This window comes from Nocardia sp. NPDC051832, from assembly GCF_040681285.1.
In the GTDB taxonomy this organism is placed as follows: domain Bacteria; phylum Actinomycetota; class Actinomycetes; order Mycobacteriales; family Mycobacteriaceae; genus Nocardia.
Genome location: NZ_JBFAYL010000003.1, coordinates 1,522,921 through 1,545,042 on the forward strand (window position 1 = coordinate 1,522,921; position 22,122 = coordinate 1,545,042).

25 protein-coding genes are annotated in these 22,122 nt (G+C 67.3%); 9 read left to right on the plus strand and 16 right to left on the minus strand.

Annotated features, from left to right (window positions below; all coding sequences use genetic code 11):
• Window position 1 precedes the first annotated feature (1 nt).
• Window positions 2-1,414 carry an NAD(P)-binding domain-containing protein gene (locus AB0M14_RS24710; protein ID WP_364998640.1) on the minus strand — a complete coding sequence of 471 codons (1,413 nt, stop codon included), beginning with the start codon at window positions 1,412-1,414 and terminating at the stop codon, window positions 2-4.
• Between the two features lie 107 nt (window positions 1,415-1,521).
• On the opposite strand from AB0M14_RS24710, the gene AB0M14_RS24715 reads away from it, so the two are divergent.
• Window positions 1,522-2,133, plus strand: a complete 612-nt coding sequence (locus tag AB0M14_RS24715) for a TetR/AcrR family transcriptional regulator (protein WP_364998641.1) — start codon at window positions 1,522-1,524, stop codon at window positions 2,131-2,133.
• Here AB0M14_RS24715 and AB0M14_RS24720 read toward each other — a convergent pair.
• Window positions 2,130-2,588: a hypothetical protein gene (locus AB0M14_RS24720; protein WP_364998642.1), complete on the minus strand. Its 459-nt coding sequence runs from the start codon at window positions 2,586-2,588 to the stop codon at window positions 2,130-2,132. The genes AB0M14_RS24715 and AB0M14_RS24720 overlap by 4 nt on opposite strands.
• Before the next feature lie 77 nt (window positions 2,589-2,665).
• On the opposite strand from AB0M14_RS24720, the gene AB0M14_RS24725 reads away from it, so the two are divergent.
• Window positions 2,666-3,568: a DUF6319 family protein gene (locus AB0M14_RS24725; protein WP_364998644.1), complete on the plus strand. Its 903-nt coding sequence runs from the start codon at window positions 2,666-2,668 to the stop codon at window positions 3,566-3,568.
• 9 nt (window positions 3,569-3,577) lie between these two features.
• On the opposite strand, the gene AB0M14_RS24730 is transcribed toward AB0M14_RS24725, so the two are convergent.
• Genes AB0M14_RS24730 through AB0M14_RS24740 form a run of 3 tightly spaced genes read right to left on the minus strand, consistent with a single transcriptional unit; the run spans window position 3,578 to window position 6,376 of the window.
• Window positions 3,578-5,182, minus strand: a complete 1,605-nt coding sequence (locus AB0M14_RS24730; RefSeq protein WP_364998645.1) for a GGDEF domain-containing protein — start codon at window positions 5,180-5,182, stop codon at window positions 3,578-3,580.
• Window positions 5,182-5,757 carry a hypothetical protein gene (locus AB0M14_RS24735; RefSeq protein WP_364998646.1) on the minus strand — a complete coding sequence of 192 codons (576 nt, stop codon included), beginning with the start codon at window positions 5,755-5,757 and terminating at the stop codon, window positions 5,182-5,184. Before AB0M14_RS24735 ends, AB0M14_RS24730 begins: the two co-directional genes overlap by 1 nt.
• A 1-nt stretch (window position 5,758) precedes the next feature.
• Window positions 5,759-6,376 carry a pyruvoyl-dependent arginine decarboxylase gene (locus AB0M14_RS24740; RefSeq protein ID WP_364998648.1) on the minus strand — a complete coding sequence of 206 codons (618 nt, stop codon included), beginning with the start codon at window positions 6,374-6,376 and terminating at the stop codon, window positions 5,759-5,761.
• Window positions 6,377-6,755: 379 nt separating this feature from the next.
• Here AB0M14_RS24740 and AB0M14_RS24745 point away from each other — a divergent pair, with 379 nt between their 5' ends.
• The 4 genes from AB0M14_RS24745 to AB0M14_RS24760 are packed head-to-tail and all read left to right on the plus strand — an operon-like array spanning window position 6,756 to window position 9,469.
• Window positions 6,756-8,465 (plus strand): sodium:solute symporter family protein, encoded by a 1,710-nt coding sequence (locus tag AB0M14_RS24745; RefSeq protein ID WP_364998650.1) that lies wholly within the window; start codon window positions 6,756-6,758, stop codon window positions 8,463-8,465.
• A gap of 12 nt (window positions 8,466-8,477) precedes the next feature.
• Window positions 8,478-8,756, plus strand: coding sequence for a hypothetical protein (locus tag AB0M14_RS24750; RefSeq protein ID WP_364998652.1), 279 nt, complete (start codon window positions 8,478-8,480; stop codon window positions 8,754-8,756).
• Between the two features lie 39 nt (window positions 8,757-8,795).
• Window positions 8,796-9,026, plus strand: coding sequence for a ribbon-helix-helix domain-containing protein (locus AB0M14_RS24755; protein ID WP_364998654.1), 231 nt, complete (start codon window positions 8,796-8,798; stop codon window positions 9,024-9,026).
• Entirely contained in the window at window positions 9,023-9,469 is a 447-nt protein-coding gene (locus AB0M14_RS24760; RefSeq protein ID WP_364998655.1) for a PIN domain-containing protein, read from the plus strand. Before AB0M14_RS24755 ends, AB0M14_RS24760 begins: the two co-directional genes overlap by 4 nt.
• A gap of 62 nt (window positions 9,470-9,531) precedes the next feature.
• Here AB0M14_RS24760 and AB0M14_RS24765 read toward each other — a convergent pair whose 3' ends face one another.
• From AB0M14_RS24765 to AB0M14_RS24780, 4 genes are all read right to left on the minus strand, one after another.
• On the minus strand, window positions 9,532-10,236 hold the full coding sequence (locus AB0M14_RS24765) for a hypothetical protein (protein ID WP_364998656.1): 705 nt from the start codon (window positions 10,234-10,236) through the stop codon (window positions 9,532-9,534).
• Between the two features lie 90 nt (window positions 10,237-10,326).
• Window positions 10,327-11,787 carry a PepSY-associated TM helix domain-containing protein gene (locus AB0M14_RS24770; protein ID WP_364998658.1) on the minus strand — a complete coding sequence of 487 codons (1,461 nt, stop codon included), beginning with the start codon at window positions 11,785-11,787 and terminating at the stop codon, window positions 10,327-10,329.
• 199 nt (window positions 11,788-11,986) lie between these two features.
• Window positions 11,987-12,550 carry a hypothetical protein gene (locus AB0M14_RS24775; protein ID WP_364998660.1) on the minus strand — a complete coding sequence of 188 codons (564 nt, stop codon included), beginning with the start codon at window positions 12,548-12,550 and terminating at the stop codon, window positions 11,987-11,989.
• A 112-nt stretch (window positions 12,551-12,662) separates the two neighbouring features.
• Window positions 12,663-13,202, minus strand: coding sequence for a cysteine dioxygenase family protein (locus tag AB0M14_RS24780; protein ID WP_364998662.1), 540 nt, complete (start codon window positions 13,200-13,202; stop codon window positions 12,663-12,665).
• 75 nt (window positions 13,203-13,277) lie between these two features.
• On the opposite strand from AB0M14_RS24780, the gene AB0M14_RS24785 reads away from it, so the two are divergent.
• The gene (locus AB0M14_RS24785; RefSeq protein WP_364998663.1) at window positions 13,278-14,162 is read left to right on the plus strand and encodes a LysR family transcriptional regulator; all 885 of its coding nucleotides are present in this window, start codon (window positions 13,278-13,280) and stop codon (window positions 14,160-14,162) included.
• Window positions 14,163-14,187: 25 nt separating this feature from the next.
• Here the strand turns inward: AB0M14_RS24785 and AB0M14_RS24790 are convergent, their stop codons facing one another.
• The 6 genes from AB0M14_RS24790 to AB0M14_RS24815 form a co-directional block, all read right to left on the minus strand.
• Window positions 14,188-15,828, minus strand: a complete 1,641-nt coding sequence (locus AB0M14_RS24790; RefSeq protein WP_364998665.1) for an acyl-CoA synthetase — start codon at window positions 15,826-15,828, stop codon at window positions 14,188-14,190.
• Between the two features lie 187 nt (window positions 15,829-16,015).
• Window positions 16,016-17,641, minus strand: a complete 1,626-nt coding sequence (locus AB0M14_RS24795; protein ID WP_364998667.1) for an acyl-CoA synthetase — start codon at window positions 17,639-17,641, stop codon at window positions 16,016-16,018.
• A 103-nt stretch (window positions 17,642-17,744) separates the two neighbouring features.
• Window positions 17,745-18,197, minus strand: coding sequence for a helix-turn-helix domain-containing protein (locus AB0M14_RS24800; RefSeq protein WP_364999065.1), 453 nt, complete (start codon window positions 18,195-18,197; stop codon window positions 17,745-17,747).
• Window positions 18,198-18,361: 164 nt separating this feature from the next.
• On the minus strand, window positions 18,362-19,093 hold the full coding sequence (locus tag AB0M14_RS24805; protein WP_364998669.1) for a hypothetical protein: 732 nt from the start codon (window positions 19,091-19,093) through the stop codon (window positions 18,362-18,364).
• A 105-nt stretch (window positions 19,094-19,198) separates the two neighbouring features.
• Window positions 19,199-19,708, minus strand: coding sequence for a winged helix-turn-helix domain-containing protein (locus AB0M14_RS24810; protein ID WP_364998671.1), 510 nt, complete (start codon window positions 19,706-19,708; stop codon window positions 19,199-19,201).
• Window positions 19,709-19,773: 65 nt separating this feature from the next.
• A complete protein-coding gene (locus AB0M14_RS24815) occupies window positions 19,774-20,181 on the minus strand; it encodes a DUF3224 domain-containing protein (RefSeq protein WP_364998673.1) in 408 nt (135 codons plus the stop codon).
• A 69-nt stretch (window positions 20,182-20,250) separates the two neighbouring features.
• Here AB0M14_RS24815 and AB0M14_RS24820 point away from each other — a divergent pair, with 69 nt between their 5' ends.
• Window positions 20,251-21,042 (plus strand): helix-turn-helix domain-containing protein, encoded by a 792-nt coding sequence (locus tag AB0M14_RS24820; protein WP_364998675.1) that lies wholly within the window; start codon window positions 20,251-20,253, stop codon window positions 21,040-21,042.
• 27 nt (window positions 21,043-21,069) lie between these two features.
• Window positions 21,070-21,534, plus strand: coding sequence for a T6SS immunity protein Tdi1 domain-containing protein (locus AB0M14_RS24825; RefSeq protein WP_364998676.1), 465 nt, complete (start codon window positions 21,070-21,072; stop codon window positions 21,532-21,534).
• A 20-nt stretch (window positions 21,535-21,554) separates the two neighbouring features.
• Here AB0M14_RS24825 and AB0M14_RS24830 read toward each other — a convergent pair whose 3' ends face one another.
• Window positions 21,555-22,082 carry a helix-turn-helix domain-containing protein gene (locus AB0M14_RS24830; RefSeq protein WP_364998677.1) on the minus strand — a complete coding sequence of 176 codons (528 nt, stop codon included), beginning with the start codon at window positions 22,080-22,082 and terminating at the stop codon, window positions 21,555-21,557.
• Window positions 22,083-22,122: the final 40 nt, after the last annotated feature.

Sequence of the window (22,122 nt, forward strand, 5' to 3'; positions counted from 1 at the left end):
TCTACTCCGCCGGCTCGAGAACGCGAACGGGGACCGGCAGCGCGTGCCCCGCGGCCGCGGCGCGCTTGGCGCCCCGGTCCATTTCCTTGATCATGTCGCGCACATACGGTTCGAATTCGATCTGGATCGTGTGCCGCGGGGAGTTGTAGTAGCGCTCCCGCTTGGCCTGCTCGTCCGCCTCGATGGTCGCGCGCATTTCCGGCTCCGTGGGCGGTCGATACCGGCCAGTGAGATAGGCCGCGACCAGCTTGCTCTGCTGCTCGGCGAAGTTCACCAGGGTCGGAAGCGGCTGGGCCAGACCGAGATAGAACAGGTTGTCCACGTCCGGCTTCATCATGTGTTTGAACAGGGGTAGTCGATTGTCCTTGTCGGGCAACAGTTCCGGGTCGGCGAAGAACGGGAAGCTGATGTGATACCCGGTGGCGCAGACGATCACGTCCGCCTCCTCGGTACTGCCGTCGGCGAAGCGCACGCGCGAACCCTCCAGCGCGGTGATCGCCGGTTTGAAGGCGATGTCGCCGCAGCCCGCGCGGTAGAGGAACTCCTCGCTGGCCGAGGGATGCGCTTCGAACGGCTGGTGATCCGGTTTGGGCAGACCGTAGAACTCCATGTCCCCGCGGAACTTTCGCACGAAACGCTGCCGGAGTTTCAGGCCGACCTTGCGCGGCATCCAGGCGGGCATGCTCCGCTTGTCGCCGACCGCGCCGTTCACATACTTCGGCAGCACCCACACCCCGCGCCGGGCCGAGACGATGAGCTTCTCGGCGAGGTAGCGCCGGGACAGCTCGGAGGCGATATCGAGCCCGGAGTTGCCCATCCCGACCACCACGACCTTCTTCCCGCGCATGTCCACCGGGTCGAACGGGTCGTTGTAGGCGTGGCTGTGCATCAGCACGCCGTCGAATTCGCCCGGGTACTCCGGTGTCCGGGGATCCCAGTGGTGCCCGTTGCAGACGATCAGCGCGTCGTAGCCGCGGGCGCGGCCGTCGCCGGTAGTGATCAGCCAGGACCCGTCCGGCTGCCGCTCGGCCGCGGTCACCTTGGTGTTGAAGGTGATCTTGTCGCGCAGGCCGAAATGGTCGACGTAGTTCTTGAAGTACTCGAACAGTTGCGAGTGATGCGGGAAATCCGGCCAGTCCGCCGGCGCCGGGTAGTCCTCGAAAGCCAAGCGGAACTTGGACGTATCGATGTGCAGGCTCTGGTAGCAGGCCGACATGCCGTTCGGATTCTTGAAGTACCAGTTTCCGCCGACTTCGTCGGAGGCCTCGAAGCAGTCGAACGGAATGCCGTACTCCTGCAGGCGTTTCGCGGTGGTGATCCCGGACGGCCCGGCGCCGATGACGCACACCCGGGGGAGATCCACGGGGACGGCAGCCGGCGGAGCCGGCGGGGAGGGTGAGTGCTGTGGAGTCAAGTCAGTGATCCTCATCTGAAAGCCGACGTCACCGCGAGCTGTGGGCTCCGGAGTGACGTAGGCAACAAGCTAACACTGGCTAGACGCACTGTCTAGTGAATGACATGATGTCCACTGTGACTAAGGCGAACCTGCGTGACGAACAGAAACTGCAGACCAGGGCCAAGCTGATCGACGGCGCGAAAACCCTGTTCAGCGCGCAGGGTTACGCCTCGGTGCGGGTCGACGACATCGCCGCCGCCGTCGGCTGTAGCCGCGCCACCTTCTATCTGCATTTCACCGGCAAGCTCGACATCCTGCGCGCGGTCGCCGAACAGAGCACCGCGCCGAGCGCGCTGCACTTCTACGAGGATCTGGACCGGGTGCTCGACACCGATTCGCGGGTGGAGTTCGTGGCCTGGGTGACGCGGGCGATCGAATGGTTCCAGGAGTACAAGGATCTGTTGCCCGCCTGGGACGAGGCCACCGCGCTGGAGCCCGAGTTCCGGGAGATCGCCAAGCAGGGCATCCTCGCCTTGCCCAATGCCATGACCTCGTATCTGGCGCGCTGGCCCGCCGACCGCAAGGACGAGGCCCGGTTGCGGGTGGAACTGCTTGTGGCCCAATTGGAACGGTTCTTCACCCGCTGGGCCATGCAGGGCACGATCGATGTCACCGCGGCGCAGGCGGCGGAGGTGCTCACCGATATTTGGTTCCCCGCGTTGCGGGCGCCGCGTTAGCCGGAAAGTGGCAGGATCTCCGGTACGCCGCCGTCGGGGGTCTTGGTCAGCGTGGTGAAGACGCCGTCGCGGGGCATTGTCAGCTCGACGGCGACCGGAAACGATTGCCGGGGCGCCGAGGCGCAATCCGGATGGCACACGCTGCGCGATTCCATGCCGCGGCCGGAGGCGGCGGTGTCGGTCCAGCTGTCCCAGGTGATCCGGTCGATGATCATGTTGCTGTCCGCGCAGCTGAGGACGATCGCGGCGGGGCGGATCTGGGGCTGGCGCAGGCAGTTCAGCAGCGCGACGGCTGGGACGGGCGGGGGTGGCGTCGAGGTCGTGTGCTCGGTCGCGAATTCGTGCTGGCCCACCATGTCGGCCTGCGCGATGGCGTCGTCCTGGTCGCGCCCGCACGCCGGGATCGCGACGACCACGGCGATGACCAGGGGCGTGACGCCGGCGATCCTGCGCATGGCACTTCTCCTGATGGGTTCGCGTCGGACAGTGGCTCGAATGTAGCTGAGAGTTTGCTGAAGGTGGGGATATGTGAGTGGGCAACTTTTCGGACAAGAGTGCGGATGCCCGATTTGGCAACGCGGTGCAAATCTGTCGGTGCCGTGCGGCATCATCTGTGCACGCAGCCTTGTACGAGAACCGCAGTCAGTCACGAAACCGCTCGGAGTGCACCATGCCGTCCCCCAAGACCAAGCCCAAGCCATTGTCGGACACGGAGATTGAGCAGATCGCCACGGACATCGCGGGCGGCCGCCCGCCGATGGTGTGGTTCACCGCTGCCGCGGTCGGTGTGCCCGAGGGCCGGTCCGGCAAAGTGGTGGCGCTCGGCGACCCGTCCGACGGAGATTTCCTTCAGGTCCGTCCGACCGGGTCCAAAGATGTACTGTCCTTTTCTCCCACCGAAGTGACGTTGACCAAGCCGCCGCGCAACCCGGAAAAGGCGGTCAGCTCGAGAACTGCTCAGCCGAAGTCGACAACCAGGAAGGAATCCACTGTGACCCAGCCGTCGACCATGTCGAGCGCTGCGAACCAGCCCGCCCCTGCCCCGGTGGCAGACAGTTTGAAACCGATTGGCGCGCATCCGGAATCGAGCGAGGCGGGCGCCGACGCCAAGGCCGCGGCGAAGCCGGCCGCCAAGGCGCCGGTCAAGTCCGCCGCGGTGCGCAAGGCGAAGGCCCCCGAGGTCACCGTGACGCTGAACGGCACCTCCGACGGTGAGTGGACCGTCGAGGTGATCAACGGCAAGAAGCGCACGGTGCGCGGGCTGCCGGTGCAGAGCTCGGCGGTGGCCCAGGCCGCGAAGATCCTGCATCCCGAAGTCGCCGAGGTGGTTTCCGGCATTCTGGACGCGGCCCGGCAGGTACAGGAGCAGAAGGTGGCCGCGTTGCAGGCCGAACTCGAACAGGCGCGTCGGCTGCTGGACGACCTGGCGGATTGAGCTGAGCGGTTAGACCGCGGTACTCGTTGTCCGGGAAGCCGGGCGCCAACTCCGGCGCCCGGCTTCCGCGGGTGCGGAGGCCGGTGTGGCGACGCCACGGCGCGGGACCGGCTGCTGGGTCTTCCAGGTGCTGGCTGGGGTGGCGGTGTGGCGCATGTCGTCGTGGAAGGCGTATCCGAGCGCGTATTCCTTCGCGTGGTACATCGCCGAATCCGCTTCCCGGATCAAGTCGTAGATGCTCGCGTCGGACGTGCGCGGGCCGGTACAGGCGATACCGACGCTGGTGGTGATCGGCACTTCGCCGGCGCTCAGCTCGAACGGCCGCACGAACGCCCCCAGTAGTCGCTCGGCCAGCATCGCGGCCTCTTGGCGGCCCAGCGGGGCCAGCACCACGAACTCGTCGCCGCCGTACCGGGCGACCACGTCGTCGCGGCGCACCACCCGCCGGATCCTGGAGGCGGCGTTGGCGATCAGCTCGTCGCCGACCGCGTGCCCGTAGCTGTCGTTGACGCCCTTGAAGCCGTCCAGGTCGATGAACAGCAGGCACAGCGGTTGCCCGGCCCAGTGCTCGCTGTTGCGATTGAGCGCGCGCAGCAGCGCGGACCGATTCAGCAGACCGGTGAGCATGTCGTGGTCGGCCTGATATTGCGCGCGCCGCTCGCTGCGCTGGCTGCGCTGGATCGCCCGCTCGCTGCGCACCAGCACCCCGATGAGCAGCAGCGCGAACAACGACGACACCACCACCCGGTCCACCGTGCCCAGGCTGGAACCGACCACCGGCACCAGCGAGGCCACGATCAGCGCGACCGCGATGAAGCTGGCGCGCTGGCGGGAATGGTGCGGATGGATGCGGCGCGGGCCGCCGATGCTCGTCATCGTGGGGTGCAGGGCCGCGAAGCCGACGGTCGCGTAGCCCACCAGCAGCGGCGTCACCAGCACCTCGTGCCCGATGGTGGCGGTGCCGACGGTGTCCAGGCTGTAGCCGAGATCGCCGACCAGCACCGCGAACAGCGCCAGATGCAGCAGGCGCAGCGAGGTCTCCGACCGGCCCGAGGTCGCCATCGAATGCGCGACCAGGGTGAGCAGCAGCGCGTCCAGCACCGGGTAGGTGGCGGCGGCGACGGTGTTCATGGTGGGCGCGCCCGCCTGCAGGATCGGCGAGATCAGGAAGGTCCAGGACGCGAGCAGCGCACCCAGTCCGATCAGCGTCGAATCGAGCAGCAGGTCGTAGTTACCGCGTACCTGGCGCGGCCGCAGCCACAGCGTCGCGGCTACGCCGATGCCGAAATAGCCCGCCAGGGTGAACATGTCGTCGAACGGGCTGACCGAGTCCGAGGTGAATTCCCGCAGCGCGGTGCCGATGGCCGAGAGCACCGCCGAGACCGAGATCAGGTACCAGGGCAGGGGCTGGGCAGGGCGGTGCCGGCGCAGGCCGATCGCGATCATGAACTGCGCGCCGCCGACGACTACCAGCATGGCCAGCAGTGCCAGCGCCGGGAAATCAACGAAAAGCGGCAGCGCGATCAGCGCTGCCATTCCGATCGCAAGCAGCACGCACCAGGGCGTCCCGAAGAGGGACGGCTCGCTCGTCGACTGCTCTTCGCTGACTGTCATCAGCCCCCCTTGGTCGCTCCATCCTCGGTGAACAGCGCGGCGTAATAGGTTTGTGAATCCTGCACCGCGACTTCGACGTTCGCCTGCTGATCGAGCACCACCCGAATTCGGTCGATGATCGATCGATGAGTGTTGTTGTACGAGCAGATGTCCCAACCGACCGCACCACGATCGGCCACCAAAACTTGGACAGCTGATTTGATCATGGCATGAAAGGCCGCCCCTTGTCGCGCACTTGGGGTCACAAGGGTGAAACCCGCATAGTAGATCGCGTTGCGGGCAGCGTGCTCGGGAAATCGGGCACGGAAGTAGTCCGGGCTGATCCAGGGCACGGTGTCCAGGTGATTGGTCAGCGTGGTGAGCCCGATCGGTTCTCCGGATGTGGTGCGCGCCACATGCTTTTGTATGCGGGGGTCGACCATCTCCTCATGGAATTCTTCGGGGTGGAGCACCTGCCGGGCAATCGCCCGGGTGCGCATCGGGCCGAAGGCATCCTCGTAGAGCTGATGGAACTGCTCGATCTGGTCCTCGGAAATCTTGGTTTCGATGGTGACGTGCAGCTCGGGCTCGGTCATGTCAGCTCCACGGCGTCGTGTGATACGCGGCCAGCACCAGCGCGCAGGCCGGATCACCGGTGCATACCGTGTCGGTGATCGAAAGCTGGATGGGCCCAAAGTTTTCCGGGCGATTGACGGTCATATCGTGCAGGCTGGTCCGGATCAAATGGTCGACCTCCTCGGGCGTCTCCGCTTCGTGTTCCACGAAAAGTCCTGCGCCGGAGCCATCATCACGCAAAACCCAGCCGATGCCTGCGGCCGCGGACACCCCGACCTCGGTCGCATGCTGCACGGCATAGACACAGTAGAGCCGATCACCCCAAGCGATCGGCTTGCGAACACGCTGCCCACATTCGAGCACGGCGCGCGGTGGGATCACAGAGGAAAGCCGAATCAAGTTGGCATCACCCACTCCCAGCTCACGCAGTGCCGCATCGAAGGCCGACATGATGGTCGGCCCGACCCCGGTCGCGGCGCCGATCTCGATCGTCAGTGGTGCCCCTTCGTCGGTGGGTGCGCCGGTATGGGCAGCGCGAATCCGGTCCAGGGGCGGGCGTAGTCGTCGATCGATCCACTGCAGCCCGAGTAAGCCGCTGCGTGGGGTTGTGTGAATCATAGTGCCCTCCCACTGAAACATCCGACCCATTTTGCAGGTCGTTTTTGCGTCAAAATGACTGTGCGTCACGATCCTCGATCCCGCACGGGGAGTCGGGGAATTCCATGCTCACCCGGCGTGTCGCCCAGTGGTGCTCCGATGTCGTTGCCGCCGTGTGGTTTTCGTGTGGGATTGATCACTTCATCGGACGGTTGTTCGAACGGTGCGGGCGGTGCTGGGGCCTCACTAACCAACTGACCAGCCTTATCGCTGAATGTGGCCTTGCGGCGCGGCGCGGTCGCGCACAGTAGATGGCAGCCGACAATGTCCGGCGGGAACCGCACTCGCAGGACCGTGCTCGACGCCAGGTTTCACCGCCAGGAGGGACGACGCTGTGCCGCTTGCCGACTCACCCGTGTTCGTGACCGCATCCACCCAACCACTGGCCGACGGGCAGTTGCGGCTGGACGCCGCGCCGGTCGACTACGCGCTGGTCGCCCTGTATTTCGTCTTCGTCCTCGGGATCGGCCTGCTGGCCCGGTCCCGGGTCTCCAACAGCATCGACTTCTTCCTCTCCGGGCGGTCGCTGCCGGCGTGGGTGACCGGTCTGGCGTTCATCTCCGCGAACCTCGGCGCGGTCGAGATCATGGGCATGTCGGCCAACGGCGCCCAGTTCGGCTTCCCGACCTTCCACTACTTCTGGATCGGCGCGGTGCCCGCCATGCTGTTCCTCGGCGTCGTGATGATGCCGTTCTACTACGGCTCCAAGGTGCGCAGCGTGCCGGAGTTCATGCGCCGGCGTTTCGGTACCGGCGCGCATCTGGTGAACGCGCTGAGTTTCGCGATCGCCCAGGTGCTCATCGCGGGCGTGAACCTGTACCTGCTCGGATCCATTCTGAACGTGCTGCTGGGCTGGCCGCTGTGGATCTCGGTGGTCGTCGCGGCGGTGATCGTGCTGTCCTACATCACCCTCGGCGGGCTCTCGGCCGCGATCTACAACGAGGTGCTGCAGTTCTTCGTCATCGTGGCGGCGCTGCTGCCGCTCACGCTGGTCGGCCTGCACCGGGTCGGTGGCTGGGACGGGTTGAAGGACAAGGTGTCCGGGTCGCCGGGCGGCGCGGCGCAGCTGAGTTCCTGGCCGGGCAATGAGCTCAGCGGATTCACCGACAACTTCCTGTCGGTGCTGGGCATCGTGTTCGGGCTCGGTTTCGTGCTGTCGTTCGGCTACTGGACCACCAATTTCGTCGAGGTGCAGCGCGCGCTGGCGACGCATTCGATCTCGGCGGCGCGGCGCACGCCCATCATCGGCGCCTACCCGAAGATGTTCATCCCGCTGATCGTGGTGATCCCCGGCATGATCAGCGCGGTGCTGGTGCCGCAGATGGCGGAGTTCAAGCAGGCCAAGGCGGCGGATCCGGACTACAGCGGCGACGTCAAATACAACGACGCGCTGCTGTACCTGATGAAAGAAGTCCTGCCCAACGGGTTGCTCGGCGTCGGCCTGGCCGGTCTGCTCGCCGCGTTCATGGCGGGCATGGCGGCCAACATCTCCGCCTTCAACACCGTGTTCAGCTTCGATCTCTGGCAGCAGTACGTGGTCAAGGAGAAGCCGGATCACTACTACCTGACCATCGGCCGGCTGGCGACCGTCGGCGCCACCTTCGCGGCGATCTTCACCGCGATGATCGCCGGCAACTTCAGCAACATCATGGACTACCTGCAAACGTTGTTCAGCTTCTTCAACGCCCCGCTGTTCGCGACGTTCATCCTCGGCATGTTCTGGAAACGGATGACCCCGACCGCGGGCTGGATGGGCCTGGTCTGCGGAACCCTGTCCGCCGTCGCCGTTTTCCTGATGCACGAGAACGGCGTGTTCACGCTGTCCGGGCAGGGCTCGAGCTTCGTGGCCGCGGGTGTCGCCTTCGTCGTCGACATCGTGGTCAGCGTCGCGGTCACCATGGTGACCCAGCCGAAGCCCGCGGCCGAACTCGTCGGGCTGGTCTACTCCGAGACGCCCGAGGAGATGCGCACCGACCCCGAACAGGCCTCGCTGCCCTGGTATCAGCGCCCCGTCCTGCTCGCCGGGATCGCGCTGGTGCTCGTCATCGTCCTCAACGTGCTCGCCGGATAAAGGAGTCCCGCAATGCTTTTCGACATCCGCACCATCGTCGGCGCGCTGCTGGCCCTCTACGGCATCATCGTCACCATCACCGGGCTGGTCGCCAACACCGCCGCGGAGAAGGCCAAAACCGGCGACTGGAACATCAACCTGTGGGCCGGTCTCGGCATGCTCATCACCGGCGCCCTCTTCATCGCCTGGGCCGCCCTGCGCCCGGTCGTCCCGGACCAGGTACAGGCGAAACCCGACGACCCGCTCACCGCACCCGACCCGCGCGAGTCCGACCCCTTCGACAACCGGTAACCGCCGACGCCGAACTGCCCTACGTAGTACCCTACGTGTATGAAGTCGAAGACGAGCGTCTATCTCGACCCGGAGCAAGCGGCTCGGCTCAAGAAGGCCGCCGAGGAGGCCGGGCGATCGGAGGCGGAGCTCATCCGGGAAGGAATCGAGCTCGTGCTGCTGCGCGCCCACAACGTCCGACGGAGCCGGCCGTGGCCGTCGTTCGACTCCGGCGACCCGAGCTTCGCCGCCAATAGTGCGGAGTTGCTCGGCGAAGCGTACGGGCAGTGAGCTTCTTCATCGCCGATACCTCGGCCATCATCGCTGCCTACGATCGTGCCGCGGAGTTGCACGACCGGGCTCGGGATCTCCTCTCGACATCGGTGGCGGTGGTATCGCCATTGGTACTCGATGAGATCGACCATCTGCTGATCGCGCGATTCGGCAAAGACCGTCGCATCGCGGATCTGGTCCTCGATGATCTGTTGACCTCGGCGGAGGAAGGCGCGGTCCTCATACCCGCGATCAACCGTGACGACCTGCGTGTCGCTCAAAAGCTGATCGAGCAGTACCGCGGACTTCGGCTGGATCTTGCGGACGGCGTCAGCGTTGTTCTGGCCGAGCGTTATCTGACCAATGATGTCTTCACCCTGGACGAGAAGGATTTTCGAGCCGTCCGGCCACTCACTCCCGCGCATCGGTCGTTCCGGCTTCTTCTTCAGGACGACCAGTAGGAGTTGCGTGCAACCGCGCGAAAGGCCCCGCCCGTGGTCTCGGGCGGGGCTTTCGCGTTGTGCTACTTGGCGGCCGGTGGGTTGAAGGGCTGGTTGATGGTGGTGACGTACTGGATGACAGCGCCGATCGCGACCGGGGCGGTGATGAAGATCTGGCCCGCGATGGTGCCGATCGCGCCCATCGCTGCCGCGCCGCCGAGGCAACCGGCGACGGCGGCCGGGACGAACGGCCCGAACAGGCCGACGACGGTGCCGCCGACGATGACGCCGCCCAGCAGGCCGCCGAGTACGCAGCCGACCGCCGCGCCGCCGAGGCCGCCGATCAGGGTGGCGATGCTGGCGCCCAGGGAGATGGTGCTGGTCATCCGGCTCCAGGCGGCCTGTTCGCGCTCGTATTCCGACTTCCAGGGGGCCTTGTCTTCGAACGGCAGCGCGACCGGCTGGTAGCTGGCGTGCGCCAGGTCGACCTGCGGGGTGAGGGTCGCGTGCCGCCCGGAAATGTCCGCGGCGATGGGGAATTCGAACTCGTCGATGCGCAGCTTCAGGGGCATTCCCGCGACGACGGTGCCGTCGGCGGCCTTGATCTTGAAGACCTCGTCCTCGACCACCAGTGAGCCCGCGTCGGTGTCGATGATCGAGGAGGTATCCGTGGTGCGAGCGGTGAAGCCGACGGATTCCGGAGTGGGAGCGGCGGCGCTGGTGCCCGCGGCGAACCCGGTGGCGACCGTGACGAACGCGGCGGTCAGGGCGATTTTGTTGAGCCTCATCAGTTTTGGGTCTTTCGTATCAGGGCGCGGCAGTACGCCGGCGGTGCGGAAGGCGTCGCCGTTGCGTAATGCGCTGTGCGAGTTGGGGAGTTAGACGGTGGTGGCGCGGTTTCGTTGCACCAATCCGACGAGCACGTCGACGATCAGGAATGCGACCAGGCTGAGCCCGACCAGCGGTGCGAACCAGCCGATACCGGCGGCTGCCAGTACGAGCGGCACCGTGATCCAGGGCGAGGTCTTGCGCAGCACGCCCCGGCGCGGCGCCCGGCCGAACGCCGAACCGCCCCGCGTGGGCCTGCGCTGCCACCACATCCGGTAGCCGTAGCAGATCACGAAGATCAGCCCGATCATCGCCGCGAGCAACAGCAACTGGTTCGGCAGGCCGAACAGCAGGCCCATGTGGAAGGCGATGCCCCAGTTGGTGAGCTTGGCCATCAGCGGCCAGTCGGCGAAGGCGAGCCGGTCGGTGACCTGGCCGGTGCTGCCGTCGACGGCGACCGCGTCGACGGTGTAGGTGCCCGGCAGACGCCGTTCCTTCACCACGAACGCCTGGCCGGGCTTGGACGGAACGCTGATCTCCGACCCCTGGGTGATGCCGTCGGCGCGGGCCACGGCGTACACCACGTCGAGCTGGCCGATCCGCTGCTCCGGGTTCTCCGGCTTGGGCATCTCGTGACCGGCGTGGTGGTGGTCGCCGCCGGAAGCCGGTGCGGGCGCGGCCGATCCGGGCACCTGCGCGCTCACCACCGGCGTGGTCCAGCTCAACTGCTCACGCAGCGCGGTGACGTTGGCGCCGGCGTAGGTGGACCAGGTCATACCGGTCGCCGCGATCAGCAGCAGCACCGGCAGCGTCCAGAGGCCGATGGCCCCGTGCCAGTTCATGGTCTTGGCGCGGCCGGGCTTGGCGCGGTCCGGCGTCAGCAGCCACTTGGCGGAATTCCGCTGGCGACGGCCACGCACCCGGCGGACCCACAGCACCAGCCCGGCGAGCGCGATGATCCAGAGCCACGACGCCGCGAGTTCGGCGTAGAGGCGGCCGGTTTCGCCGAGATGCAGGCTGCGGTGCAGCTGGTCGATCCAGGTGCGCAGCTCCAGCGCGCCCGAGCTGCCGTAGACGACGGAGTCGCCGACCGGTTGCGCGGTGTAGGGGTTGACGAACACGGCGCGGCGTTCGGATTCGCCGAGGGACGGATCGTTGAAGATGACCCGGGTGGTGTCCTGTGCGCCGGGCGCGGGAGCGACCGCGACCAGTGCGAGGTTCGGCTGTGTCTTGACGGCCGCGCTGACCTGCTCGGCCAGCGGCTTCGGGGCGCCCTGTGGCTCGACCTGCAACAGGTCTTTCGAGGTGAAGTTCTCCAGGGTCGGTGAGATCGCGTAGAGCGCGCCGGTGACGGCCGCGATCAGGATGAACGGCGCGACGAATACGCCTGCGTAGAAGTGCAGGCGCATGGCAAGGGCTTGCCAGCCGTTGCGCGTGGCGGACTTACCCGAACCCGCGGGTTCAGGTGGGAACGCCGACGTGTCGGCGGGGAGAGTTTCAGTTGTACTCACGGTCTTTTCGCTTCGTCAGGTTGGATACCCGGCGCGCGTCGGCAAGCCACAGCAGACTCGGTTCCCAGCACTGTGGGGGACTACGGGCAGACCGGGGCGCTTCACGATGCCCGTCGGTCCCAGGCAACAGTGGCGCCTGAGTGCACGACAGGAGGACGCGGGCGCAGCACGAGTGGCTGCTACCGGGTGTGGAGGAAATTCAGACGAGAGCGATGCGCGGCGGACCCCGGGTCCGCAAGGTCTCGGCCGCGAGAATGCGCAGGATGACGCGATCGCGATGCGTGGTCCGCAGGGGAGCGGGCTCGGGCAGAACCGGCATGCGATACAGCGCGGGCAGCACCCGCGCGAGCACCGCGGTGCCGATCCGATAGGCCGCTTCCGCGCCGCGGATGACGAGCGCGGCCAGGCAGGCGGCGACGACGTGCGCGGTGAGCATGGTGGGGGACAGTTGGGCGTCACCGTGATGCAGGTGCCCGGAGCTGACGCCCATGGTGAAGTGGCCGAGCAACTGACCCGCGACCAGCGCGGCGACCAGTCCACCGGCGGTGTCACGCAGTGGCGCGATACCCGCGACCAGCGCTCCGACCACCGCCGAGGCCGCGGCCAGCAGCACCAGGGTGGTGCCGCCCGGCGTCATGCCGCCGGAGGCCCAGCCGTGCGCGGCGAGGGAGATCGCCCCCGAGATCGATCCGGCCGCCCCGCCGCGCACCCGCGCGACGGCGCCGCGGGACTCCGCGGCGGTCCGGCCGAACTGTCTACTCACCCGCTGATGATAACGGACCGTTCACCGGCGAAATCCCGCCCGGACAGATCTGTGAAAACCGGCGATGCCCAGCAATTTCCGTCCGGAAATTCCGTGCTGCTGGGGGAGCGCCTCAGGTCCGGTCCGGCCTGGGATGAATCGGCAGATCGTAGGTGCGGTGGACGCTGCTGCGTCCACCGCCGAGGTCCGCGCCGTACACATGCAGCGTGATCGCTGTGTCGTTGCCAGGGTTGCGCACCTGGTGGATATCGCCGGGCGGAGCGAATCCACTGACCTCGCCGGTGCCGTTCACCGACTGCCCGAGCATGGTCAGGTGCGTGCCGTCGTCGCGATAGAGCGTCTCCTCTTCCACTCCTTGCAGGACGGCGAACGCGCACCACGCGATGTGGTCGTGGATGGGCGTCACTTGCCCGGGCCGCCAGATCACCGCCTGGATCGAGAACAGCTCCTCGGTATGCAGGACGACCCGTCCGATCCCGGCGTCGGAGCCGAGGCGTTCGTCCGCGGTGAGGATCTCGATCCCGGGAGAGCTGTCCCGGAGCGCTCCGGCCACGGCGGTCGCGACGAGGTGCGGGTCGCCCGCGCGCAGGGCGGGCCGGATGCCGTCGATGAGCCGGGACAGGCCGGGGCGGGTCGGAGTCAGAAGTTCCATGCCTTCGAGCGTGCGCGCTCGAGATCCATAGGTCTAATGCCAATCTCCTTGGGAGAACATAGATATCGTTGATGAATGTTGGACGTGGGACGCCTGCGGGTGCTGGTCGCGGTGGCCCGCACCGGCTCGGTCACCGCCGCCGCGCGGGAACTGCACTTCTCCCAACCCTCGGTGAGTCACCACCTGGCCCGGCTGGAGGCGGAGACGGGCGCGCAGCTGACCCAGCGCGTGGGTCGCGGCATCCGGCTCACCGAGGCGGGCCGGTTGCTCGCCGACCGTGCCGCCGAGATCCTCGGGCGCCTCGACATCGCCGCCGGTGAATTGTCCGCGCACGTCGGGCTGCGCGCCGGAAAGGTGCGGGTAGCCACCTTCGCCTCGGCGATGCTCGTGCTGATGCCGCGGGTCGCCGAACGCCTCGCCCGCGAGCACCCGGGGCTGGAGCTGGAGTTGACCGACACGCATCCGCCCGAAGCGCTGCACATGCTGCGGGTCGGCGAGGTCGACGTGGCGCTGGCCTACCGCAACGAGCACGCCGTCGAAGACTCCGGCGTCCGGCTGACCTACCTGCTCGACGATCCGACCTGCCTGCTCATCCGCCGCGGCGACGCCCGCGATTCCGTTGCCGCACACCGGGATACGAGCTGGATCGCCGGGTGCGAGCGCCAGCGCGACAACCTGCTGCGGGTGTGCGCCGACGCGGGCTTCACCCCGCGGATCACCTGCACCACCGACGATATCGCCACCAAACAGGCGCTGGTCGCGAGCGGCGTCGGGGTCACGTTGATCCCGCGGCTCGCCCTCGACGCGTACCAGCACCCCGGCGTCGCCGCCTTCGAAGTGCCGGACTCCGCCCGCCACATCTACGCCGCCACCTACGGCGAACCGCCCGATCCGCCCGCCACCCGAGCGCTGCTGGCGGCGCTCGACGCCGTCACGCGACAGCGCCCGCACTCGGAATGAGTACGGGCGCCGCGGGTTCGGACGATCAGGCTTCGACGTCCATCTCGATCAGCGGCTTGCGCAGCAGCTTGCCGGTCGCGTTGCGCGGCAGCTCGTCGAGGAAGATCACCTCACGCGGCACCTTGTACCGGGCCAGGTTCGCGCGCACATAATCCTTGAGCTCCTGGGCGTCCCGCTTGGACTCCGGGCTGGGCACCACGACCGCGCGCAGGCGCTTGCCGTATTCGCGGTCGTCCACGCCGACCACGGCGGCCTCGAAGATGTCCTCGCGGCCCGCGAGCAGGTTCTCCACCTCCAGCGGGAAGACGTTCTCGCCGCCCGAGACGATCATGTCGTCGTCGCGGCCGTCGATGTAGAGCAGGCCCTCGGCGTCGAAATGCCCGACGTCGCCGCTGGACATCAGGGTGCCGACCATCTCCTTGTTACGGCCGTCGGTGTAGCCGGAGAAGGCGAAACCGTTGTCCACGAAGATGGTTCCGGTGACGTTCGGCGCGGTGATCGGCTTGCGGTTCTCATCCAGCAGCGAGATCCGGATACCGACCGGCGGCTTGCCCGCGGTGGTCGGCGACTTGCGCAGTTCCGCCGGGTTGGCGACGGTCATGACCGCGCACTCGGTGGAGCCGTACAGGTTGTAGAGGCTGTCGCCGAAGTAGTCGAGGCTGCGGGTGACGACGTCGGGCGCGATCGCCGAGCCCGCCGCGAAGATCACCTTGATGGTGCGCGGATCGTACTTGGCCAGTACGTCTTCGGGCAGGTCCAGAATGCGCTGCAGCATGGTGGGCACCACGATCAGCGAATCCGCCTGGTGCTTCACGATATTCGCCAGCGTCTGCTCGGGATCGAAGCGGCGCTGCTGGAAGACCACCCGGTTGCCCAGCGCCAGGCCGAGGGTGAACTGGGACAGGCCGGTGCCGTGGAAGATGGGCGCGGCCATGATCATGGTGCCGCCCTGGGGCAGCGGCACCCGGTCCAGGAACTGTGCCGAGGCGATCGGGCTGACCCGGTCGCGCGGTGCGCCCTTCGGCGTGCCGGTGGTGCCGGAGGTCAGGATGATCATGCCGCCCGGCTTCTCGGGGGCGGGGTGGGTCGCGGTGGACTGGCCGGCCGACACCGATTCGATGGTCGGAATCGAGGGATCGGCGTTGTCCTTGGCGTCCACCCAGGTCAGCACCCGCGGGATCTCGGCGGGGATGGCGCTCATCAGGTCGAAGAACTCGCTGTCGTGCAGCACCGCCTTCACCTGCTCGCGGGCGGCGACGTCGGCGAACTGCGGCTTGGCGAAACCGGTGTTCATCAGCACCGCGCGCACGCCGAGCTTGCCGGCGGCGAGCAGGCTCAGCACCATGCCGCGGTGGTCCCGGGCCAGCAGGGCGATCACGTCACCGGGCTGCAGGCCCTGCGCGGCCAGGCCGCGGGCCAGGGCGCTGGACTGCTCGTCGAGCTGCCCGAAGGTCAGTTCACCGCGCTCGTCCACGATGGCCGCGGCCTTGGGGGTGCCCTGGGCGGCGTGCATGACCACGCCCGCGAACGGGCCGAACTTCAGGACATTGATCGCGGATTTGGCGGCGTGATCGAGCCGGAGCGGATTGAACAGCCCCCGCTTGCGCATGACATTGACGCCGGAAGCTAGGTCGCCCACCTTGCGGGCAGTGCCGGACAGAGACATCGAGAAACAACCTTCCGCGATCCCACTCACCGAGCCGACCCCTGGGGAGACCTGTGCGGAGTGGTGTAGACCGCAACATCGAGATCCAGTGCTGGCGCTAACAATAGCAAGCGTCTGTGACTTGGTGTGTCATGTATCTCACGCAGCACAAAGGCCCCGCGCGAGGTGCGGGGCCTTTGCCGGGTTTCTAGGCCTTGACGTCGTATTCCACCAGCACCCGGCGGAGCAGTTTGCCGGTGGGATTGCGCGGCAGATCGTCGAGGAAGACCACATCGCGCGGCACCTTGTAGCGGGCCAGGTTGTCGCGGACGTAGGCCTTGATCTCCTCGGCCGCCGGGCTGTGACCCGGTTCCGGGACGACGAAGGCGCGCAGTCGCTTGCCGAACTCCACGTCGTCCACGCCGATGACCGCGGCGTCGAAGACGTCCGGGCGCTCCAGCAGCAGGTTCTCCACCTCCTGCGGGAAGACGTTCTCGCCGCCGGAGACGATCATGTCGTCGTCGCGGCCGTCCACCATGAGCAGGCCGTGCTCGTTGATATGACCGACATCGCCGCTGGACATGTAGCCGTCGATGATCTGCTTGTGCCGGCCGTCGGTGTAGCCCTCGAACGGGGCGCCCGACCGGATGAAGATGCGCGCGGTGGTGTTCAGCGCGGTGACCTGCTTGTCGTTGTCGTCGTAGAGCCGCACCTCGCAGGTGACGGGCGCGCGGCCGACGGTGCCGGGGGTCAGCGCGAGTTCCTCGGGGTTGGCAACCGTGGCGACCGCGCATTCGGTGGAGCCGTACAGGTTGTAGAGCACCGGGCCGAAGGTCTGCGTGGCCTTGACGCACAGTTCCGGCGAGAGCGCCGAGCCGGCCAGCAGGATGCAGTTCAGCGCGGAGAGGTCGTACTTGGCGCGGACCTCGGCGGGCAGCTCCACCATGCGGTGCAGCATGGTCGGCACCGCGACCAGCATTTCCGCCTTGTGGTCGGCGAGCATCTTCAGGGTGGCCTCGGCGTCGAAGCGGCGGCGCACCACCACCTTGTTGCCGATGGATCCGGCCAGCATCCAGGTCGCCAGGCCGGTGCTGTGGAAGATGGGCGAGACGATGACCTGGGTGCCCCGATTGGGGAACGGGATCCGGTCGGCCAGCTGCGCGGGCGCGACCGGGGTGATCTTGCTGCGCGGCGCGCCCTTGGGCAGGCCGGTGGTGCCGCTGGTGAGGATGATGAAGCCGCCCGGCTTCTTCGGCGCGGGCAGTTCAGTGGCCGGGTTGGCGGCTACCAGGTCGTCGAGAGTCTGTGCACCGGAAGGCAATTCGGTGCCTTCGTCGACCCAGGTCAGGTAGCGCGGCATATCCGCGGGCAGCGCGTCGAGCAGCCCGAGGAACTCGCTGTCGTGCAGCACCGCCTTGACCTGCTCGCGGGCGCACACCTCGGCGAACTGCGGCTTGGCGAAGCCGGTGTTCATCAGCGCGATGCGCACGCCGAGCTTGCCCGCCGCGGCCATGGACAGGATCAGGCCGCGATGGTCGCGGGCCAGCACGCCGATCACCATGCCCTCGGTGATCCCGGCGCCCTGCAAACCCCTTGCGATGGCGTTGGATTGGTCGTCGAGCTGCTTGTAGGTGAGCTCGCCGCGCTCGTCGACCAGGCCGGGATTGTTCGGCACGACGCGAGCCGAATGCCGGATCGCGGTGGCCTGCGGTCCGAAGACCTGCGAATCCTTGACCGTCTTCAGCGATTCCAGCGGCTTGCGTGGATCGGTGACCCCCCTCTTTCGAAGCACCCCCAGCGCTTTCACGACCTCGAGCGCGTGTGCCACCTTCATGTCGAACACCCTCCACACATCTAGCGGGGCGCGTGCCCCAGGGCCAACAGCCACACCGTAGCAGTGCGTAGCGTAGGTCACAGTGATCTGAACCGAATTGGTTTCACTCGGTGCCGTCCGGGGGGATCTCGGGCAGGCCCTCGCTGGCCCGCAGCTTCTCCGCGAGGCTGGTCAGCAGGTTCTGCGACTCCTCGGACAGGTCGAACGCGCGGGCCGACAGGCGGCGCAAACCATAGCCCTGGAGCTGGGCGAGCAGAGTCATATCGTGGTCGATCTTGGCCGCGTAGGCGGTATTGAAGAAGTAGTCCGGCTTGACCTTGAAGAAGCGGGCGAGGGCGGCCACGGTCTCCTCGGACGGATTGCTGCGGCGACCCGAACGCAGTTGGGACAGATAGGGTTTGGAGATCGGATAGCCCGAGGCGGTCAGGGCCGCTGCGACCTCGGCGTTGGTGTGCGGTTTGCGCCCGGGCGGGCGCACCGACTCGAACAGCTTGTTCAACCGCTGGGCGAAGGTCGGCCTGGTGGCCGCGGGGGATTCGTCGAGGAAGTGGATCATGGCGGGGGTCTCCTCCAGTGCGGCGGCACGGGCGCGCAGCGCGTGGACGCGCGTTGCGGCGATGGTCAATTCCCTTGTCCGCGTGGGAGAAACGCCCAGCGAGGACTGTTCGATGAGGTCGGCGACGCGGGTCGTCGCCGCGGCCGGGCTGTCGTCGTAGGTCATCACTGGTCCTTCCCGGCGAGCCGATTGATCCAGGCGTATTCCAGGCGCAGCCGCGCCCACCGGCGTTCCACCGCCTTCGCGCTGGGCCAGCCGAACAGGCCCGCGATCTCGGCGGCGGTGTAGCCGGCGGCCTTGCCCCACACCATGTTCCGGTCCCGCTCCGAGAGCCGGGCCAGATAGGTGTAGAGCACGGCCCGATTCACCACGGACTCGGCGAAGTCCGGTCCGCAGGCGGACTCGCGATAGTCGCCCGAGGAGATCGGGTGGGCGCCGGTGCAGATGTCCGACAGCTCACCGGTGCGCCGGTATTTGCGGAAGGCGTCGATGAAGGCGTACAGGCAGGCGCGCAGGAAATAGGCCGACAGACTCGCGCCGCCGTCCCGATGCCAGCCGTTGCCCGCCAGGGCTTTTCGCCGGAAACTGGCCAGGGCGGCCGCGACCGAATCGTTCGCCAGATCCTCGCTGAGCCGGACCGCGACGAGTTCCCGTTCCTGAACGGACGGACACAGATCGCGGCCGAGGGCATTGGTCTCGGCGAAGATGTGCCCGGACCGGAGCCAGGCCGTCAGCACCACCAGTCCGTATCGGACCAGACGGTCCGCGAGGACATCCCACGCGGGTCCGCGGAATCCGGTCGCCCGGACCAGGTCGAAGAGTTCCTGCTCGGCGAACTCGATCATGGGATCGAGCTGCTCGGGTCTGCCACCTGGGTCTTGCGCATCGTTGGCCACCCCACCACCTCCTGCACGGCTTTTTTCAAAGTAATAGGCAGGGTGCGGGGGCGTAACCCCCTGTGGCGCAACGATTGAGCAAACCTGACGTGTCAGCTACCGCTGTCAGCGTCGTGAGCTGGCCAAAGCGACCAGCAGGGGGACTACGCGGCCGGCGGGCACCTCGAAACGGCCGCGGCCGGCGGTCTGTAGCCAACCGACAGCAGCCAGCTGGCGCAGATGGTGGTAGATCTGGCCGGAGGTGCCCACCTCGGGCAGTCCGGCCAGCTCCGCGGCGGTGCGGCGGCCCGCCAGAATGGCGCGCAGCAGCCGGAGCCGGACCGGGCTGCCCAGCGCGGCAAGGCATTCAGCGGCCTCGTCGGCGTCGTCGAGGAGCAGGTCGTCGGTGCTGAAGGAGCTCTGCCAGCCGTATTGCTCACCCGGCGGTAGTCGCACCGATCCGGTGAACAGTACGCCGCCGTTCAGCTCGTCATCCGCGGCGTAGCCGTGCTTGAGCCGGTGCAGCGCCCACAATTCCTCGTCCACCGGCATGGCGATCTGTACCGGTACCTCTTGCGCGGCTTCCAGTTTCGCGAGCCGCTGCTCCAACTCTGTGACGCGTTCTGCCAGACCCACGTCTACGAGATTACGAAACTACGTATCTTCGGGCAACGGTTTGTTTTGCCCCCTATCGCCGCTGGTCAGGGGCAGCGGTAGGTGAGGGTGTAGGTGGTGTTGCCGGCGCTGGATGCGTATCCGCCGGTGCCGGAGAGCCCGGCCAGCTCGCCGGTCCCGGAGCCGGGTACGACCGACCAGTCGGCGTGGGAATCGCCGGTGGCGGTGAAGGTTCCGGTCATCCGCAGCACGAAGCTGCCGGTGCGGCCGCCCAGGGTGCCGCGGGTGCGTTGCAGGCTGTCGAAGGTGCCGCTGCCGTCCGGGTCGGTGAACATCAGGCCCTGCCAGTCGGCGTCGCCCTCCAGGTCGCCGCGGTAGACGTCGAAGCCCGTGGCGGTGGCCAGTTTCGGTGCGCCGGGCCCGGCGTCGGCGTATTCGCTCTGCTCCCAGGATTTCGATTCGATGGTGCCGGTCGCGGTGGTCGTTTCGCTCATAGTTTCGACGGTATTTCCGGCGCGGTCGAGGGGTCTTGAACAAACGCGAACGCGCGCGACAATGGGGCGATGGACCCGACCACGGACGCCCCGCCGCGCGGGCTGCTCGATCCCCGGGCCGGGGACGGGCTGTATCGGGAGTCGTTGCTTCCGGCCGCCGCGGACCTGGCCGGCTTCGTCGCGCACCATTGGGCCGTGCGGTGGGACCTGCGCGGTCGTGCGCCCTATGTGGTGGAGGTGCTGCCGCATCCCGCGGTGATCCTGGTGGTCGAGAACGGGAACTGCCGGGTGCACGGCGTCCTGCGCGGGAAATTCAGCCAGTCGCTCGACGGGTGCGGCGAAATCTTCGGCACCACCTTTCGCCCGGCCGGATTCCGGGCGCTGCTGGGGCGCTCGGTCGCCGGGCTCACCGATCGGGTGCTGCCGGGTGCGGACATCTTCGGTTCCGCCGCAGATCATTTCGCCGCCCGAATTGCCGCTGCCCCGGATACCGCGACCCGTCAGGAATTGTCGGAAGAATTTGTCCGCCACCATCTTTCCGAGCCCGAAACCGCCGTCGCGCTGGTCAACGAGATCGTCGACGAAGTATCCGCCGACCGCACGATTCTGCGGGTCGACGACCTCACCGCACGCTTCGGAATCGGAAAACGTAGTTTGCAGAAGTTGTTTCGCGATCAGGTGGGCGTCTCGCCGAAATGGGTGATTCAGCGCTATCGCCTGCATGAGGCCGCGCAGCGCCTGGACAGCGCCGACGCCGATCTGGCGACCGTGGCCGCCGAACTCGGTTACGCCGATCAAGCCCATTTCGCGCGGGACTTCAAATCCGCGACAGGCCGACCGCCGGCCACCTACCGTGGCTGATCCGGTGCACGTCTGTAGGGTGTGGTCGTGGAATTGATCAAGTCGTTCACGACCGAACAATTCGAGTCCGCCCTCGCCTCCTGGGAATGGATCGGCCTGGAGGGTAAGACGCCGCTGTGCGCCTCCTTATTCGGCGATGTCTTCTTCGACTCCGAAGAGGGCCTGTGGTGGCTCGACACCCTCAACGGCGAACTGACCCGGCCCTGGGACAACGCCGACGACCTGGCGAAGGAACTGGACACCGAGGACGGCATGGAGCAGTACCTGCTCGCCACCCTCGCCGCCGACACCGCCGACACCGGCCTGATCCCCGCCGAGAACGAGGTCTACGACTTCACCCAGCCGCCCATCCTCGGCGGCGAACTCGAGGTGGCCAACGTCCAGGTCAACGACTTCGTTTCCGCGCTCAATGTCGCCGGGCAGATCCACGCCCGCGTCGCCGACCTCCCGCCCGGCGCCGAGGTGGACCCGAAACTGCTGGTCCTCGAATAATCCGGGGCGCGCTCGCGCGTTTACCCAGCGTGCCCGGCGCATGCCTGGTGATAGGCGGCGGTCAGTTCCGCGAGCACGCCATCGGCGGGTGCGGGCGCTCCGGTCAGGTGGGTGGCGCGGAGTTCGGCCATGAACCGCTCCCATAGCGGGGGACCCCCGGCGGCCAGCAGTTCGGCGCGTACGGTCAGTTCGTGCGTCGTGTCCAGCCAGCGGGCGCCCCACGCGCCCAGCTGGGCCAGCACCGGGACGAGCTGGATCGCCGCTTCGGTGAGATGGTATTCGACCTTCTGGCGGTGGCTCGGGTCGTCGTCCCGGGTGAGCAGGCCGGCGGCGACGAGTTTCGCGAGCCGGTTGGCCAGGATGTTTGACGCGATGCCCTCGAGCGAGGAGCCGAGCAACTCCCGAAAGTGAGTGTGCCCGCCGAACATGATGTCGCGGACGACGATGAGGCTCCAGCGGTCGCCGAGCAGCTCGATCGTCATGTTGATCGGGCAGCCCGACTTACCCGGGGCGACGGGCAGCTTGTCGTAGGCAACCGGTTGCGACATGGGATCAGTCTAGGTACGTTGATAACCGCTTGCAAATTGC